Here is a 17,404-nt window from a genome sequence, read left to right on the forward strand (position 1 = left end):
GGGAGGACGGATAAGCTGGGTAAACCGTAGAATCCTGCGGATGGGAAAACACGAGTAGCGACTACCTGTAGCCTTCCGAAACCGCTGTCCGGACCACTCGGAATCCCCATCGGCGGGTGGTCCGGCCGTGCCGCCTCAGGGAGCGGTCTCGGTGAGCGGGAAGGCGCCGGAACGACGTCCGCGGCCACCGCGGCGGCCGGCGAGCTCGAGGCACAACCGCTCGTAACCCTCCGCCACGCGATCCCAGTCGTACGCCAGGGCATCCACCTGGGACTTCTTGCCGCGGAGCACGGTGTCCGACGCCGAGGCCTCCGCTGCATGCACCTGCGCCGGGATGGCGGCCGCGTCGGCGAAGTACTCGCCGTTGGTCCCCAGCACCTCGCGATTGAAGTTCACGTCGAAGGCGTTGGTCGCGACGCCGGCCCCCATCGCGCGGAGGAGCGACGGGTTGGTGCCGCCGACGGAATGGCCGTGCCAGTAGATCCGTGCGTTGGCATACAGCTGGTCGAGGAGTTCCTGGTCCCACACCCCGCCGATGAAGCGCACCCGCTCGTCGCCCAGCGCTGTGACGTGCTGCGTGTAGTCGTCGGAGTAGGGGGCGGAGCCGACGACGATCAGCGGCAGCTCCGCGTTGCTGCGGACGTACCCCTCGACGATGACATGGACGTGGTTCTCCGGCTCGAACCGGGCCACCACCAGGTGGTAGCCGCCGGGGGTGAGGTCCAGTTCCGCGAGCCGGTGCGACGCTCCGCCTTCGAGGATCGGAGCACCATAGGCCAGGTAGGTGCTGTCGACGCCGAATTCCTGGCGGTAGTAGTCCTGGATTCCGGCGGCATCCGCGATGAGGGCGTCGGACCAGCGGACCGCGAGCGATTCGGCGACCCGGTAGTACCTCTTGCCCAGGGGTCCCCACTTGGCACGCTTCCACTCGAGCCCGTCGACGTGCGTCGCGACGGGTATGCCTGCTGCGCGCAGGACGGGCAGCCACGGCGAGTTGGCCGCATTGAAGACGATGGCGGCGTCGGCACGCTTGACGAACAGATGCGCGGCCGAGAGCCCGGTGTGGCTGAGCGTCTCGAGCGACCGTCGCTTGAGGGCGGGCAGGTGGACGAGGGTCATCCCCCTGTACTCGTTCTCGGCGGGATCCGTGTCGTCCGACGTCCTGCAATAGACGACGACGTCATGGCCGCGCGCGGCCAGGCGCTGCCCGACCTCCTCGACGCAGGTCTCGAACCCCCCGTAGCGGGCCGGCACCCCGCGGGTTCCGACCAGGGCGATGCGAAGGGGTGTCGAGCGGGACGACGGCAGGTACATGATGGGCTCCCAGTTGCTGCGCACCGCTCGAAGGGGCGGGTGCACGGATCGTTGTGTCAGAGGGCGGCTTGCTGGACCTCTGGAGCGTTGAGGAGCTCCAGGGTCCGCCGCAGGAAGGTGCTCGAGGTGTGGACGGTGTACGGGAAGTAGACGACCTCGACGCCGACCCGGGCGAAGGACTCCTCGAGGGCGAGCCCCTGGGGAGTGCCCTTCCAGTCGTCGCCCTTGAAGAAGACGTTGAAGCCGAGCTGCTTCCACATGTCGAGCTTGGTCGGAGCGGTCTCGGCGACCGCGCGGTCGACGAACTGCACGCTCTCGACGATCTCGAGCCGTTCGATCAGGGGGATGACCGGTCTCTTCCCCTTGTTCTTCTCCAGCAGTTCGTCGGAGACGACGCCTGCGATGAGGAAGTCGCACTCGCTCTTGGCGTGACGGAGCAGATTGAGGTGGCCGACGTGGAAGAGGTCGAACGCACCGGCGGCATATCCGATCCTGATTCCCATGGGGCTTCCTTCGCTGGTGGCCGCGACCGCGGGCGTGGCTGCCGGTGCCGGGATCCCGGTTGCCGGCGGAGAGGGGCGCATCAGTAGGCACCGACGGGCTTGAGCATCACCTTGAAGGTGCGCCAGATGATGATGAGGTCACCGGTGACCGACCAGTTCTCGACGTAGTAGAGGTCGAGTCGCACGCTCTCCTCCCAGTCGAGGTCCGACCGTCCGCTGACCTGCCACAGGCCGGTGAGCCCTGGCTTGATCAGGAGCCGGCGGTGCGTGTGCTCCTCGTACCCGGAGACCTCGCTGACGAGCGGGGGTCGGGGTCCTACGAGGGACATCTCACCGCGGAGGACGTTCCAGAACTGGGGAAGCTCGTCGAGGGAGTACTTCCTGATGATCCGTCCGATCCGGGTCACCCGTGGGTCGTCGCGCAGCTTGAACAGCACGCCGTTGCCCTGGTTCCGCTCCCGCAGGACCTCGAGCTCGTCCTCGGCCGTGACGACCATGGAGCGGAACTTGAACATCCTGAAGACCGCCGAGTTCTTGCCTGCCCGCTCCTGCGCGAAGAAGGCGTTTCCCGGGGTGTCCCGCCGGATGGCGATCACCAGCACGAGGAACACCGGCGCCAGGATGAGCAGTGCCGTGGCGGAGACGACGATGTCCAGGGCCCTCTTCAGGATGTGGCGCCCGCCGGTGAACTGCGGCAGTTCGACGTGCATGAGGGGCAGCCCTTCGACGGGCCGCATGGTGATGCGCGGACCGGCGACATTGGTGAGCGCCGACGCGAGCACCAGTTCGGTCGAGGACTCCTCGAGGCGCCACCCGAGTTCCCGGATGTAGGAACTGCCCTTGTGGAGATGACCGGCCACGATGACCGCATCCGCCCCCGTGTACGCCACGAAGTCCTCGATCTTCCGGAGACCGCTGACCACAGGGACGATCCGCTCGCCCGTGTGCAGGGCCGCCGGGTTGGACCTGCCCTCGTAGACGGCGCCGACGACGGTGTACGCCGCACCGGACTTCTTGGCCAGCTGGGCGGCGACATAGCGGACGTCGGCGGGCTGACCGACGACGACGACCTTCGAGAGATAGTGTCCCAGGTGGCTCTGGTGCAGCAGCCACTGGCGCCACAACCACCGGCTCGACAGCAGGAGCGCCGTGCCCGACGGCAGGGCGAGGACGAGCAGGCTCCGGAAGTGATCGAGATCCAGGAGAGCGACGACGACGGCGGCGGCCGCGAAGGTGGCGAGGCTCGCGCGCACCACCTTCTTGTACTCACCGGCTCCGGTGCCCACGATGCGGGAGTCCCGCGTCCGGAAGAGCGACATCGCCGTCACCCATCCGGCGGCGATCGCGCCGCCGAGGAGGAGGACCTCCGTCAGCCGCCGGCTGCTGTCGTCGAGTGTCAGGACATTCACGGTCAGCAGCAGGATCCCGAGGATGAGCACGGAATCGGTGGCCATCAGCGAGACCTGGTAGCGGCGGCGCCACGCCGTGCCCGAGGTGGCGATCGACCTGGAGGCCGCTGTGGTTCTCGGGACCGTGGCGAATCTGCCGGGTGAACTCTGCATCTGCGTCATCGTGTGCCCCCTTTCGAGGATGCAGCGCCAGTGCTGCACGACGGGTTGAACTGGGGAGCCGACGACGGCTGGGGACGGACCTTGGTCTCAGAAGGTCCTGACATCGCCGGCTCCGATCGTGGATGCGACTCGGGTGCCGCTGGCGCGGCAACCGGTCTGCAAATGATTCAGGACGACGGATTCGGTGGAATGCCGTCGGCCGGAACTCGGAGGAAATATAGAGTGGGCGCCTTCCCCTGACGGGTGGCGAATGCCGCAAAATGAACGACCCATAAATGAGACCCGATTCTTCAAGAATTTCCCCAGCCCTGCCTGCGAGCTCTTGTCGAAATCTTAGAGAGAGGGGTTTATCGGCACACGAGTAGGACCTACGCGATCGGTCCTGGGTCCTTACGTAGGACTACGCGTGAACTACTCGTGAACAGTACGTAGGACACTTAGCCCTACGTGTGGTGGCGCCTCAGGACTCCCGCAGATCCTCTCGGCGGTTGACGCCGAGCTTGGCGAAGATCCGGTACAGATGGCCCTCCACCGTCCGGACCGAGACATTCTTGGCGTCCGCTATCTCACGGTTCGAATAGCCCTCGTTGACGAGTGCGACGATCGTGCGCTCCGTGGGCGTGAGACGGGACGTGGTCTCCGCGGCAGATGCCGAGACCAGCGCCGGCGGCACGGGCCCCTCCCACCGCTTGCCCAGCGTCACCAGCCGTCGCTGGATCGCACGGGCCGAACGACTCGAGCCCTGCTCCCCTGCCAGTTGCAGGGCGACGGACAGACCCGCATATTCGAAGGCCACGTCCCCGTGCGCTCCCCCCGCGGTGGCTGCGGCGACCATGGCGTCGGCGTCCTTCGTTCCGGCCGCCACCGCGAAATCGAGCAGGCCTGTGGTGCACGCGCCCTGGAAGTCCTGGAGGGCATCGGTGAGGGGGCCCACGGAATCCGTGTTTCCCAGCAGGAGCGAGAGCCGAAGTGCGGTGACCGCCCATTGCTTCATCTGGGCGGCCTCGGCCTCCGCGGCGATGCTGACCAGCTCCGCGGTGGCACCAGGGACATCTCCCAGGAGAGCCGCGGTCGCCGTCACGAAGATGCGCCCACCCACGATCATCGCCCGGGACCCCTGCTCCGGCGTCCCCTCGAAAGCGTCGACGAGTGCGGCGGCGCCGGCGGTATCACCGGCGAGCGCACAGGCGTACGCCGCAAGGCCCGTCAGCAGTGTCGTCACGTGCGTGGCATCGCTTCCCCGGAGTGCCTGGAGCGCGAGGAGGAACCTGCTCCGGGCTTCCCGGTTCCGGCCCTCCCGGAGTGCGGTGTGGCCGTCGATGACATCGCTCCAACCTGCAAGATACACGATGCTGCACGGTTGGACCCGCGAGTACGCCTGCAGGACCGTCTTCGCCTCTGCCTCCTGCCCACGCCCGCACAGCGCCAGGACGTGCTGCGCAGCGGCGAACTCGCGGTATCCCAGCAGGGCTGCTCCCGCGGCGTCGATGCTGTCCAGCGCAGCCGCCGAGAAGGCACTGGCGTCGACCGGGCGGCCCATACTGCCGAGCAGTTCGGCGAGCACGATCATCGCCCCCACGTGGGCCTCGGGCGTGCCTCGGGAACCAGCGATGAGATCGCGCAGTTCGTCCTCGATACCGGCGAATCGCCCCTGCAGGACGAGGACGCGACACTCGAGGATCCTGCAGCCGAGCTGCGCCCGGGCGACCTCCTCGGCAGGAAGGCGAGCGCCCTCCTGCAGCTCTACCCGGGCGATGAGGGACCTCCAGCGGTCGACGTCCTCGCGCAGGTCCTCGTAGGAGGCCAGGGAGCTCAGCTTGAGCTCCTGGGACAACAGCGTGGCGTCCTTCGCGAGACGCAGGTCCGTGCAGCGCCGCAGTGCGTTGTCCACGACCTCCCGTGCGTACGCCAGGTCGCCCCTGCGGGCATGCACCCGGGCGATCTCGATGAGGGCACGCCCCCTGAGTCCTGGCGCGGACACGGCGCGGGCGGTCCGGAGGGCGACGTCGGAGTCCCGGAGCCCGTTGGCGACGGTGGCGGCCTCGAGGAGCTCCCGGTCGTCGGGCGGGACACCGCAGTCGAGTCCCCAGACCACCATCCGGAGGAAACCTTCGAGGGACTGCGATCCGGGTTCGGCGGCAGCGAGCACCTTCCGGCGGATCGCCGTACTGCGTGCAGCAGGGACCTGGCTGCGGAGGACTTCGCCGTGGAGCGGGTGTTCGACCGAGACGGGGGCGCCCGGTCCGGGCCCGACGGCAATCAGGCGATCGTCCCTCAGACGGTTGAGAGCATCGGCGTCCACGCATCGGACCACGGTGTCGAGGGCGATGGGTTCCGCAAGGGCGACGGTTTCCAGTGCCTCGAGGTCAGCTGCGCTGCGCAGTCGGAGCTGCGAGCGGACGAGGTCCCGGAGTCGCGGGGAGAGCATCGGCCGCTCGGTGACCTGACGCCAGACGCCGTCGTGCCGGCCGAGGTAGCCCTCGCCGGGACCCTGCTCCAGCAATGCGCGGAGGAACAGCGGATTTCCGCCCGTCGTCAGGGCGAGCATGTGCGCGGTGCCCGTCAGGACCGGCCCGCCGAGCAGCTGCGAACTCAGGGCACTCACCGCATCGGGATCCAGTGGCGTGAGGTCGAAGCGTGCCAGGAGACCATCGGCGCCCAGACTGCGGAACTCGACGGGGGCGGTCGTGACATCGCGGCTCATGACGAGCACCTTGGCCCGCCGCGCACTGACCAGCTGGGCGAGGAGAGCACTCGAACTGCTGTCGAGTTCATGGGCGTCGTCGATCACCAGGAGGGGCGGATGCTGCGTCCGGCCCGTGCTCTCACCCGTCAGGTGCCCCAGCACCGCGCGGAGGACGGCGACGGGTGATTCCGCGTCCGCCACCGACAGCGTGTGGAGGTAGGGTGCCAGCGCCCCGAACGGGATGCTGCGCAGGGAGGGGCCTCCCGTGATGCGCAGCACCGGGGCTGTCCAGTTCAGGCGCTTCAGGACGGACCGCGCGACGGCCGTCTTCCCCATGCCGGCCGCGCCGACGATCATCACGCCGAATCCGCCCGACTCGTCGAGTGCTGCAACGATGTCCTCGACGAGCCGAGCACGGCCGACGAGGTCGATGGCCGTTCCCATGTCGGTCATTGCTGCTGTCCGAAGATGAGGGCGAGCTGCTTGCGGGTGGACAGGCCGAGCTTGGACATGACCTGGTGCACGTGGCCCTCCACCGTCCGCGGCGAGATGTGCTCCTGCTGCGCGATCTCCTTGTTCGGCACTCCCTGCGCGACCATGCGCGCGATGGCCCGCTCCCGTTCGCTCAGTACCCTCCGTCGCACATGGCGCCGGGCCGGTGTGGAGGTCTTGCGCAGGATCTGTTCCGCATGCACCCGGATCATCGGGTCATCGGTCTCGGTGAGGTGCTCGATGCTGAGTGCCGCGATGTCCCCGGCGAGGTTGTAGTTCCCGCTGTCGAGTGCGCGTCGGGCGAGTTCCTTCAGTCCGCCCGGGTCCTGTGCCACCAGCCCCTGGGCGAAGTCGCGGCTGAGCCGCGCGTACGGCCCGTCGGCGGCGGCGGCGGAGGTGGCCAGCAGATCGGCCGCTTCGTGCTGTCCGAGCTGGACGGCCTGGTTGAGGAAGAAGAGCTCGACGCCGTAGTACCCCCTGCTGCCGAGGACGAGGGCATGCTCCAGGAACTCCGTCGCGACGACATCCGGGGTCCCGAGCCAGGCTTCGGCCAGCAGCCGGAAGTACTGCACCGCCTCCCGGAGGTGCCACGGATAGCGCTGTCCGGAGAGGTCGATGGCGCGCAGGTGGTCCTCGGCGGCATCCGGGGCGTTCTCGAGGACCTGCGCATAGGCAGCGGCCGCTTCGGCGAGCGGCAGGAAGCCGTGCCTGTCCCGGGTCCGGAACTGGCTGATGGCGGGAAGCAGCTTCTCGAGGGCCTCGCCGCTCCTACCCAGGTACGCGAGCAGGACGCCCTCGGCGAATTCCGAGCGTGACCCGCCGGCCGGGAGCACCGGCGGGAGGTCGCCGTCCGCCCCCGCCCGGTCCAGGCACTCCGTCCAGTAGCCCGCCAGGAGGAGCACCGTGTACAGGTGGGTCGAGGTGAGCTCCCGCTCGAAGGGAGCGGAGGGCGCACTCGCCGCGCGAGCGTCGACATTCCTGGCGGCGGCGACGGCTTGCTCCTGCGAGCCCATCACCGCCTGGGCGAAGCTGAGGAGGCTCCTGATCCCGGTACTCCAGCGCGTGGAATCCCTGCCCCCGGCGAGCACCGCGGGGGCGCTCGCGCATACCCGGTCGAGTTCCCCCTCGAAGACATACACCTGCATCCGGGCCATCTCCGCCTTGCCCGTCAGGTCCGCCGTGGCCTCGGAAGCGGGCTCGGCCGCGAGACGCGCGGCGACGGCGTCGAGCAGTTCCCCGGAGTCCTTCTCCCGGCCGTTCGTGCGGGCCCTGAGCCGCGCGGCGAGAAGGCGTGCATCGACCCAGTCCTCGAGCGGGGCATCCTCCGACAGCCCGGACGCGAGAGCGTTCTCCACGGTGACGAGTGCCTCCGCCACACGGCCGTCCATGGAGAGTTGCCGGGTGCGTTCCAGGAGTGCGGTGCAGTCGACCTGCGAAGGCGGGAGGGCGTCGAGGAAGCGCTCGGCGGCGCCGTCGATCCCTGCGTCGTTCGCGAGGCGTGCGAGCACCACGAGTTCGGCTGCGTCGAAGGAGTCACCCTCCTCGAGCGCCCACGCCGCGAGGGCCAGACGTGCCTGCACCGGCATGCCGGGGTCGTTGCGCAGGGTGCTGACGGACCTCAACGCCGCCCTGCCGCCGGCCGAGAGCAACTGTGCGCGCACGACGTCCGCGAACACCTCCTGGGTGAGCCTCGCCAGCGGGACGCCTTCACGGTCGAGCGTGACGACGCCGTCGCTCTGCAGGGCGTCGAGCGACGTCGCGGAGACGGCGCTCAGCAGGACGGTCAGGGGCACCCGGCCGGCCGCGGCGAGGACCTCGACGATCACCCGGTCCTCCGCCGGCAGCGCGGCGAGGTTGGCGGCCGCCCAATCCGTCAGGGAGCGGCCGGAGTCCGAGCGCGGGACGTCGCGGGTCACCCAGACGCCGTCGCACTGGAGCAGGTGCCCGGAGGCGACGTCAGTCTTCGTCGCGATCTGGAGGTACTTCGGGTTGCCGCCGCTGGAGGCCCACAGTTCCTGGGCGGCCGACCGTGACACGGGGGCGCCCAGGGCGGTGGTGAGCATCCCGGTCGCGTCATCGAGCGTGAGGGGCTGGATGTCGAACCGCTCGAGGAACTCGTCCTTCCACAGATCGAAGAGCTCTGCAGGAGCGCGCAAGAGGTCCTCGCAGGTGACGAGGAGGCGAACCGCCCCGACGCGGGCCAGATGAGCGATCACCGTCGCCGAGAGTTCGTCGATCTCCTCGACACCGTCGATGTGCATGAGGGTCCGACGGTGGGCCGGGTGCTCCTCGAACATGCGTTGCAGTGCGCTGAGAACCAGCAGCGGGTTCCGGGCGGTGTCCTCGTCGAGCTCCGCGAGCAGCACATTGAGGGCACCGTACGGGGTGGTGGCGTGGGCTGCCGACCCGCGCAGGTAGATGGTGTCGACGTTCCGCGCCAGTCCTCCGACGACCTGCTGGGCGATCATCGTCTTGCCGATGCCCGACGGACCCACGAGGACGACGCCGCGCGCGGGCTCCTCGCCGAGGACGGCACGGATCCGTGCGACGTCGGTGTCGCGACCGGCGAAGGGCCAGCGACCGTCGACCACGGTCATGGAGTACACCCGAGCGCGCCCGGTCCCGGTTCGATGACCTCCGGCGCCGGCCCGGGGCCGGACCCACGTTTGCACTCCTGCATGAAGTTCCGCCCCACGACGCTTGTCCTAGCGGCCCACTTTACAGGCAGGCCGCTTCCGAACCCGTCGATCCCGGCGCGGTGATCGGCAGGGTCTGCTCAAGATTTGCGCGGCTCGTCACGATCTCTGCGCGTGGAAGCGTTGCTGTGCCGCGAGCAGACCCTCCGTGATGAGTTGCTCCACGGCGTCGGCGGCGTCGTCGAGCAGGAACGGCAGGTCCTTCTTCTCCGCCGTACCGAAATCCTTCAGCACGAAGTCGGCCGGGTCCTGACGTCCTGGCGGGCGACCGACGCCGACACGCACGCGGTGGTAGTCCTTGGTGCCGAGGGCCTTGCTGATATCGCGGAGTCCGTTGTGGCCGCCCTCTCCCCCGCCGAGCTTGACCTTCACGGTGTTGAAGGGGATGTCGATCTCGTCGTGGACGGCGATGACGTGGTCGGGAGCCACATCGTGGAAACGGGCGAGCGCCGAGACCGGCCCGCCCGTCGTGTTCATGTAGGTGAGCGGCTTGGCCAGCACGAGCCGCGGCCCGCCGATCCCGAGCCGGCCCTCGAGCGTGACGGCCTGCGCCTTCGATGTCGTGAACCGGCCACGGAGACGATCCGCGAGGAGATCCAGGACCATCTGTCCCACGTTGTGCCGGTTGCCGCTGTAGCCGGGCCCGGGATTCCCGAGCCCGGCTACGAGCCAGGTGTCAGTGGACACCGTGCAGTGCCTGCTTACTGCTCGTCGGCGTCGGTGATGACGGCGTCGGCGTCGGCGTCAGCCGCCGTCGCGCCTTCGGAGGTGCCCTCGGTGTCGGCGTCGGACTCAGGGGTCTCGCCGAGGTCCTGCTCGGTCTCGCCGGACAGGTTGACGATGAGGGTGTCCGCGTCCACGAGGAGGACGACACCGGAGGGCAGCACGATGTCCGAGGCGTGGACGTGCTGACCCACCGTGCGGCCTTCGATGCTGACCGTGAGCGTCTCGGGAAGGTCGGTCGCGTTGGCTTCCACGAGGACCGTGTTCGCCTCGAGGTTGGAGACGACGTCGGCGGCGGGCTCGCCCTCGACGTGGATGGCGACGTCCACCTGGACCTTCTCGCCGCGGCGGACGGTCAGGAGATCGAGGTGCTCGACGATCTGCTTGAGGGGATTGCGCTGGATGTCCTTGACGAGCGCAAGGTGGTCCTCACCGTCGATGTCCAGGGTGAGCAGGGCGTTGGCGGTGCGGACCGCGAGCGTCGTGGCCTTGGCGGGCAGCAGGACGTGGATGGGGTCGGCACCGTGGCCGTACACGACGGCGGGAATCATGTTGGCGCGGCGGGCCTGACGGGCCGCCCCCTTGCCGAACTCGGTGCGGACGTGTGCGGCGAGCTTCTGCTCGGACATGGTTTCTCCTTGGTAACGTGTGAGCGGCCGCTGATGCGGCCACGACGGGAACGTCGCCGGGGCGGGAGGAACGCGTAACGATCCGGTCCAGGAAACCGCCCTCGCTGCTGGAGGGCAGACCGGGAAACCTCGCTAGCCACCGTCGATCACGGAGTTCACCACGGATTCCCGATTCATTGGGGATCCAGGCCGCTCCCTCGCCTAGGCATCGCCGTCCATCCTACAGCACGGGGTGCCGCGTCGACGATACTGGGGTTGTCGCCCGCGTCGAAGCCGTCGCCGTCCGTCCTCATCCCAAGGATCCCTCCTGAGCACCGCACCCCTGCCGTCACCGCGCTACCGCCTCGTCACGCTCGCACTGTGCATGCTGTGGCTCCTGGGGGTCGGCTTCATCGTCTTCTCGCCCCTGCCCGTCGACCGCCATGCGGGCGATCTCCTGCGCCGGGGCCTGGCTTTCGTGCAGGGGTACGGCGTGCCCGGGTGGTTCGACTACGGGTTCGTCGAATTCACCGCGAACGCCCTGATGTTCCTCCCCCTGGGCCTGTTCTTCTTCCTCCTCGCTCCGCGCGGCTGGCGCTGGCTCGGACCGGTCGTGGCCTTCGGTCTGTCAGGGCTGATCGAGGCCGTCCAGCTGGTCGCGCTGTCACAGCGTGTCGCCAGCCCCTACGATGTGGCGGCCAATACGATCGGCGCCACTGCCGGGACACTCCTCGCGTGGACCATGCTGAGGGTTCGGCGGCACCGGCGCTGACCGCGCCTGGCGTGCGGGCTGTCCGCGCCTGGCGTCCGGGCTGTCCGCCCCTGGCGTCCGGGCTGTCCGCGGGTGGGCCGGCTCGTGCCGCACTGTGCCGTCAAAAGCAGATCGGCCCCCACCTCGCGGTGAAGGGCCGATCCGATGTCCCTGCTCCCGGAATCCCGGGGGCTGCCAGGGGTGAGGGTCGGCGGCGGCTGGGGACGAAGTCCTGGTCTCAAGAGAACTCCTACGCCGCCGACCCAGCTCGTGGGCCGTGCATGGTGTCCGGATTTCCCGGTGCACCGTCTCCGACGTCTACAACTCTAGGCTGCTCGTCGGGGGCGATCACGAGTAGTACGGACCCTAATCGGACCCAGGACTACCTAGATCGGTACCAGGATTACCTAGCCCTGGCATGGGGGCTACGTGGCTCGCAGGAGAGCCTCGAGTTCGGTGGTGAGCTCCTCGCGTCGGCCGATCCCCAGCTTCACGTAGATGCGGTAGAGGTGGCCCTCGACGGTCCGGGTCGAGACCGTCAGGCTCCGCGCTATGTCCTTGTTGGAGAGCCCCTGCAGCGCGAGCGTGGCGATCTCACGTTCCCTCGACGTGAGCGGGGACAGGCCCTCGGGCTCGACCGGTTCCACGAGCAGGCCCCCGTCGATCAGGCCGCGGCGACGGCGCACGACGGCCGCAAGGGCGCGCTGCGACCTCGCATCCCCCGCTTCGGCATAGACCTCCATCGCGCGGCGGCAGGCGTCCGTGGCAAGCAGGTATTTCTGGAAGGATTCGGCACGGTCACCTGCCTCCGCGATGGCGGCGGCATCATGGGCGATCAGGGCCGCGGCATAGTCGTGCAGGATGGCGGCCTCCGCTCCCTCCATCGTGTCGGCTGCGCGCGCCAGCAGCCCGGCCGACTGCTCGTCGGCGAGCGCCGTCGCGAGTTCGAGGACGTCCTTCTCGCAGCAGAACCACTCGTTCCGCCGGGCCTCGGCGGCGTACTGCAGGAGCTCCGAATGCCTGGCACCCCTGCGGAGGAGCGTGTGGGCAGCGTCGTCGAAGGCCCTGCCGAGGAGTGCGTACGGGCGGCTCCCGCGCTGCTGCGTGGCAATGAGCTCTCCGGAACACTGGTCGACGAGGTCCGCCTCCCCCAGGGCGGCAGCAGCCCAGCCGGTGACACCGAGGGCGTACGGCAGCAGAGCATCAGGATCGTACGCACGCAGCGAGGCCAGGGCGGGGCGGAGCTTCGCCAGCCCGCTGGAGAAGTGTCCGCGGCGCACATCGGTCGCTGCGTCGAGCACGGCGAGGCTCCCACTGGTGAACGAGTAGTCACGGCCCGCCGGGGGCGCATAGGCAGCCGTCGCCTGGTCGGCCGCCTCGAACTCTCCGCTGTGCACGAGCAGGCTCACATGGCGGAGGACTGCCACCCGATGCAGGTCCGGCATGGGATGCACCTCCGACCCCGTCAGCGCGAGGGCGGCGGCACTGTGGCTCCGTCCTTCCGAGCTCCGGCCGAGCGCACCGAGTGCTTCGGCCAAAACGGCATGCCCCAGTGCCGTCACGCGCGGATTCGTGCTGGTCCCGAGAAGGGGCCGGAGGACACGGACCGTCTCGCCGAACCGCCCGGCGAGGTTCCACCCGAAAGCCTGGACGACGACGCGGCACTGCTCGCTGTCGACGAGGCCGGCAGCCGGGCCACCTCCGCTCCCCGTCCCCGGTCCGGCGTCGGAGGTCCGGCTGCCGCCCGGCGCAAGGGCAGCCAGGGCAGCGGACCAGCGCGTGACGATCGCCTCCGTCCCTGCGACGTCCTCGCCTGCTGCGAGCAGCTGCCTCACCTCGAGGACACCCGCGGCGGCGATCAGCTCGGGAGTGCCGGTCTCCTCGAGGAGCCCCTTGGACAGGTTCCGGGAATCCTCGATCCGGGACAGCTCGAGCAGGGCCGTCGCGCGGTGCGTCCGCGCGGCCGCGGCGAGGTGCTCTCCCCGGATCGCGTCCGCGATCCTCAGGGCCGAGCGGGGGTCCAGCAGGGTCAGCGCAAGGGGCGCCAGGTCGAGCAGCCGATCCTCCTCGACGGGTTCGCCGCAGTCCAGGCTCCACAGGGCGTTCCTGATCCTGGCCCGGGGCGGAAGAGGCAGTCCGTGGCTGGACGACCCCAGTTCGCGGTGCATCGCGGCGCTGCGGCCCAGCGGGATGAGCGTGCGGGCAATGCGCGCGTACAGGCCGTGGGTGTGGACGGCGAAAGCCGGATCGTCGGGGAGGCTCCGGATGACGCCCTCCGTCAGCAGCGCGGACACCGCCTCCTCGCTGGTCACGCTCACGAGGTCGGCGAAGGCGACGACCTCGCCCAGGGCGAGCACCTCGAACGCCTTGCGCTGGACGTCGTCGAACTCCATCAGGATGGCGCGCACGAGGTCGGTCAGGGCGGCCGGGATGCTGAGTTCACCGTCGGCCAGGGTCCACACGCCGTCGGGCCTGGTCAGGCTCCCGTTCATCAGCGCCTCGTCGAGGATCGCCTTGAGGAACAGCGGGTTCCCGGAGGCCTCGTCGCACAGGCGGTCACTCGCCCCGCGGACTATGCCCGAGCCGAGCACCTGCTCGCACAGGTCCAGCGCTTCCGCGTAGTTCAGGGGGCCCACGTCGAACCGCTCGAGCAGGCCGTCACGGCACAGCGAGACGAGCTCGTCGGACACCGGGGTGACGGATCGCGAGAACGCGGCGAGCCCTACGGTCCGCGACGCGACGAGCTGCGCCAGCAGGTGGCTGCTGTCGTCGTCGAGCAGGTGCGCGTCGTCCACGACGACGACGATCGAGCGGCCGTTGGCCCTGCTCCGGAAGAAGGACATCACCATGCGGAGGACGGAGAGCGGGGAACCCATGTCCTCCGGTGTCGCGTCCGTGAGGAAGGGAGCGAGCGCGCCGTACGGGATGGCTCCCAGCGCGGGGGCGGGTGATACCAGGAAGGGGACGGACTCGCCCTGCAGATGCTTGAGGAGGTGTCGTGCCAGGGCGCTCTTGCCGGTCCCGGTGTCCCCGTAGATGAACGTCCCATAGACGTCGTCCCGCTCGAGCGCGCGCTCGATGGAGGAGAGCAGTGCACTGCGGCCGACGAGTGGAACATCCCCGGACAGTGCGGAGAACATCAGAGGCCGCTCTCCGCGGGGACGAGTTCTGCGAGTTCCGCCCGCGTGCTGACGCTGAGCTTCGAGTACACCTGGTACAGGTGACCCTCGACCGTCCGGACGGATACCACCAACTTCTGGGCGATCGCCCGGTTGCTCCTGCCCGCCGCCGCCAGTGCCGCGACCTCACGCTCGCGGGCGGTGAGGGAGTCGAGGTCGACCCCGCCGGCGTCGGCCTGGGGCGCGTCGGGCAACAGCTCCCTCAGCCGCCGCTGGATGACGCGCAGTCCCGTCCTGTCCTGGTTCCGGGTCGTGGCGTTGATACCGGACTGCGCGATGTCCGCCACGAGCCGGTAGTCGTCCGATGCGGCCGCGCACTCCATCGCCTCGATGAGCAACCCGACGTCGGAGTCCAGGAGTGCCCGCGAGTACAGGGAGCACGTTCGCGCCAGCGGTCCACGCACCGTGGCGGCGAGCGCGCCGAGATCGGCCACGGCTTCCTGGCGGCCGAGGCGCACGGCAGCGGCCAGGCTCACGAGGGCCCAGACGCGCGCCCCCTGCTGCAGGTCGCTCGAGGCCCGATCCTGCAGTCGGCGGGCGGCTTCCCCGCGATTCTCCGTGCGCGCCGATGCCAGGAGCTGGTAGTGGCGGGCAGCACGGCGCACCACCCATGAACTGCCCCGGCCCGGCTCGGACAGGGGCAGGTGCGCGATGACCTGCTCCAGTGGTCCGGCGAGCGCATGGCTGAACGTGAGCGTTGCTGCTGCAAGCGGCAGGATCCCGTGCGGATCCGCGATGCGCAGCTGCTCGACCACCGGTTCGAGGGCGCGGCCGGCATCGCGGGCGCGGCCGAGGGCGATCATCGTCAGGCCTTCGAAGAGCTGGGCGAGTGACCCGCTCCTGAACGACCACCGGGCGTTCGAGTGCCTGATCGACCCGAGGAGCCGTGCCGTGTCGCTCCAGCCACCGGTCATGAGGAGGGCGACCTCGACGCGGAGCAGCGCGGCGTCCGCGAGCCCGTAGGGTACGTCGGGATGCACGAGGAGGCGTGCCAGCGATCGTGCCAGATCGTGGCTCAGCGACCGGTCGTCCACGACGACCTGCGCCTCGAGGAGCAGTGACTGGACCTCGACCTGGAACTCGAGTTCCTCGCGACCCGCGGACGCTGCGAGGTCGGTGTCGACGACACCCGCCAGGCTTCCGAGGTTGTCGCTGTAGCGCCCGGAGAACGAAGCCAGCGCAGCACGCTCGGCGAACAGCCGGCGCTCGAGCCGCGCCAGCTCCGCCACCGATCCGTCGTCTCCTGCTTCCAGCGCCTGCTGCTGCCAGGCGGCCAACCGCTCCGAGGCCTCGGCGATCGGTTCCGGGGCGTCGACGACCGGCCGAAGGCGCCGCATCCTGGACTCCGCGATCCTGGACAGCGTCCACGTGGTGCGATCCAGCCGGTCCTCCCGGTCGGCGAGGGCCGACAGGTGGAGCGTCGCAGTCCTGAGGGATCCCTGGCCGAGCGCTGCCCGGACGGCCTGGTACACCAGGCGGTCCGAGTCGGGGAGATCCAGCGCCGCGAGGAGCTCTGCCGCGCGGGAATAGCGGCCGTCGTCGTTCAGGGCAGCCGCAGCGGCCACCGCCTGGTCCTCGCTGACCGGGTGCGCGGCGCGCATCAACCATGCCACCAGGCGGGCCGGGTCGGCGGCGAGCTGATGGGGCGCTGCCCGGAGTCCCTGGAGATGCTGGTAGAGGTCGCTCGCCTCGGAGGCGCCGACGGCTTCGGCCACGGCTGCCGACAATCCGGGCGTGGCGAGGCGGGCACGCGGCTCCGCCCCGGCGTCGATGGTGAGGATGCCGGCATCCTGCAGCGCGTCGAGGTCGGCGGAGTCTGCACCCCGTGCGAGATCGGACCAGTCGAGCGCCCCTGCGAGGGCCACGAGGTTCACCACGCTCCGCTGATTGGGCGCGAGCTGGAGCAGCAGTGGCGAGTGGGCGACGAGGTCCTGGCCCACCACCGGCCGGCCCGGCAGGAGCACCCATGCCGCACCGCGCCGTGCGAGCGTCCCGCGTTGCACATAGCCCCTCAGGGCGGCACGGGTCGCCGGGAGGTTGCCTCCGCCGACGGCCCAGAGGACCTCGAGGCCCTCCCTGCTGACGGGGGCGTCGAGCTCGGACTCGACGAAGAGCCGGGTCTCCTCGAAGGTGAAGGGGGCGAGGTCCAGTCGCCGCAGTGAGGCATTGCGCCACATCGTCATGAAGACGGGATCCGCCTGCGCGAAGTCGGTCACCGTCAGGACCACGGAGGCTACGTTCGCCGCGACGAGCTGTCCGATCAGCGTCGAGGACGATCTGTCCAGGTGCTCGGCGTTGTCGACGGCGAAGACCACCCGGCGACCGCCCGCCTCCGCGCGGAGGTACGTCGACACCGCAGTGAACACGAGCGCCGGGTGGGTGACCGTGCCGGGCAGCTCCGACAGCAGGAAACTCAGCGCCCGGAAGGGGGAGGATGTGGCAGAGCGGAGCCCGCGGACCCGGACGAGGTAGTTCTCGGCGAGGGAGCGCTGCACGTGATGCAGCAGGGCTGTCTTGCCGATGCCGGCGGCCCCTACCACCACTGCCCCTGCCGAACCCGGCTGCCGCACGGCCCGCAGGACGCTCGCCGTCTCTCCGGCGCGGCCGATGAAGGCCGTGTGCGCTGCCGCCTGGCCCCACCGGGACGCCCCCGGGAGGAGCGGCGACGCGACAGGCGGGACGGGACGGGATTCGACGAGACTGTGAGACCGCATTGAGGACCTACTTCTTCCCAGCTTTGAACAGGTGTCTGAAGGTCAGCCTAGGAAGGGAAGGGGGACGCGGCACGAGTGGCCGCTACGGATTCACGGGGGCTTCTACTTGAATTTCGTACCTGCGGTGCGGGTTTACTACTCGCTTTCCTCCACGTGAATACTTGGAG

Annotated in this window: 10 protein-coding genes; 1 reads left to right on the forward strand and 9 read right to left on the reverse strand. The window is 69.5% G+C overall.

Annotated features, from left to right (window positions below; translation table 11 throughout):
- Positions 1–135 precede the first annotated feature (135 nt).
- From ACX80L_RS05645 to ACX80L_RS05675, 7 genes are all read right to left on the reverse strand, one after another.
- Positions 136–1,314: a DUF1972 domain-containing protein gene (locus tag ACX80L_RS05645; RefSeq protein ID WP_459269286.1), complete on the reverse strand. Its 1,179-nt coding sequence runs from the start codon at positions 1,312–1,314 to the stop codon at positions 136–138.
- A gap of 56 nt (positions 1,315–1,370) precedes the next feature.
- Positions 1,371–1,817 carry an adenylyltransferase/cytidyltransferase family protein gene (locus ACX80L_RS05650; RefSeq protein ID WP_133082048.1) on the reverse strand — a complete coding sequence of 149 codons (447 nt, stop codon included), beginning with the start codon at positions 1,815–1,817 and terminating at the stop codon, positions 1,371–1,373.
- An 80-nt stretch (positions 1,818–1,897) separates the two neighbouring features.
- Complete coding sequence (locus tag ACX80L_RS05655; protein WP_459288255.1) at positions 1,898–3,388, reverse strand: sugar transferase; 1,491 nt, start codon at positions 3,386–3,388, stop codon at positions 1,898–1,900.
- A 460-nt stretch (positions 3,389–3,848) separates the two neighbouring features.
- Positions 3,849–6,527: a helix-turn-helix transcriptional regulator gene (locus ACX80L_RS05660; RefSeq protein WP_459288257.1), complete on the reverse strand. Its 2,679-nt coding sequence runs from the start codon at positions 6,525–6,527 to the stop codon at positions 3,849–3,851.
- Positions 6,524–9,163 (reverse strand): LuxR C-terminal-related transcriptional regulator, encoded by a 2,640-nt coding sequence (locus tag ACX80L_RS05665; protein WP_459288259.1) that lies wholly within the window; start codon positions 9,161–9,163, stop codon positions 6,524–6,526. Before ACX80L_RS05665 ends, ACX80L_RS05660 begins: the two co-directional genes overlap by 4 nt.
- A gap of 198 nt (positions 9,164–9,361) precedes the next feature.
- Positions 9,362–9,949, reverse strand: a complete 588-nt coding sequence (pth, locus tag ACX80L_RS05670) for an aminoacyl-tRNA hydrolase (RefSeq protein WP_133082044.1) — start codon at positions 9,947–9,949, stop codon at positions 9,362–9,364.
- A gap of 14 nt (positions 9,950–9,963) precedes the next feature.
- Positions 9,964–10,614, reverse strand: a complete 651-nt coding sequence (locus ACX80L_RS05675) for a 50S ribosomal protein L25/general stress protein Ctc (RefSeq protein ID WP_133082043.1) — start codon at positions 10,612–10,614, stop codon at positions 9,964–9,966.
- Positions 10,615–10,978: 364 nt separating this feature from the next.
- On the opposite strand from ACX80L_RS05675, the gene ACX80L_RS05680 reads away from it, so the two are divergent.
- Entirely contained in the window at positions 10,979–11,365 is a 387-nt protein-coding gene (locus tag ACX80L_RS05680; RefSeq protein ID WP_459288262.1) for a VanZ family protein, read from the forward strand.
- Positions 11,366–11,769: 404 nt separating this feature from the next.
- Here ACX80L_RS05680 and ACX80L_RS05685 read toward each other — a convergent pair whose 3' ends face one another.
- Positions 11,770–14,484, reverse strand: a complete 2,715-nt coding sequence (locus tag ACX80L_RS05685; RefSeq protein WP_459288264.1) for a LuxR C-terminal-related transcriptional regulator — start codon at positions 14,482–14,484, stop codon at positions 11,770–11,772.
- Positions 14,484–17,237 carry a LuxR C-terminal-related transcriptional regulator gene (locus ACX80L_RS05690; RefSeq protein ID WP_459288265.1) on the reverse strand — a complete coding sequence of 918 codons (2,754 nt, stop codon included), beginning with the start codon at positions 17,235–17,237 and terminating at the stop codon, positions 14,484–14,486. The genes ACX80L_RS05685 and ACX80L_RS05690 overlap by 1 nt, the downstream gene beginning before the upstream one ends.
- Positions 17,238–17,404 lie beyond the last annotated feature (167 nt).

It is taken from the genome of Arthrobacter sp. MDT1-48-3, assembly GCF_054511015.1.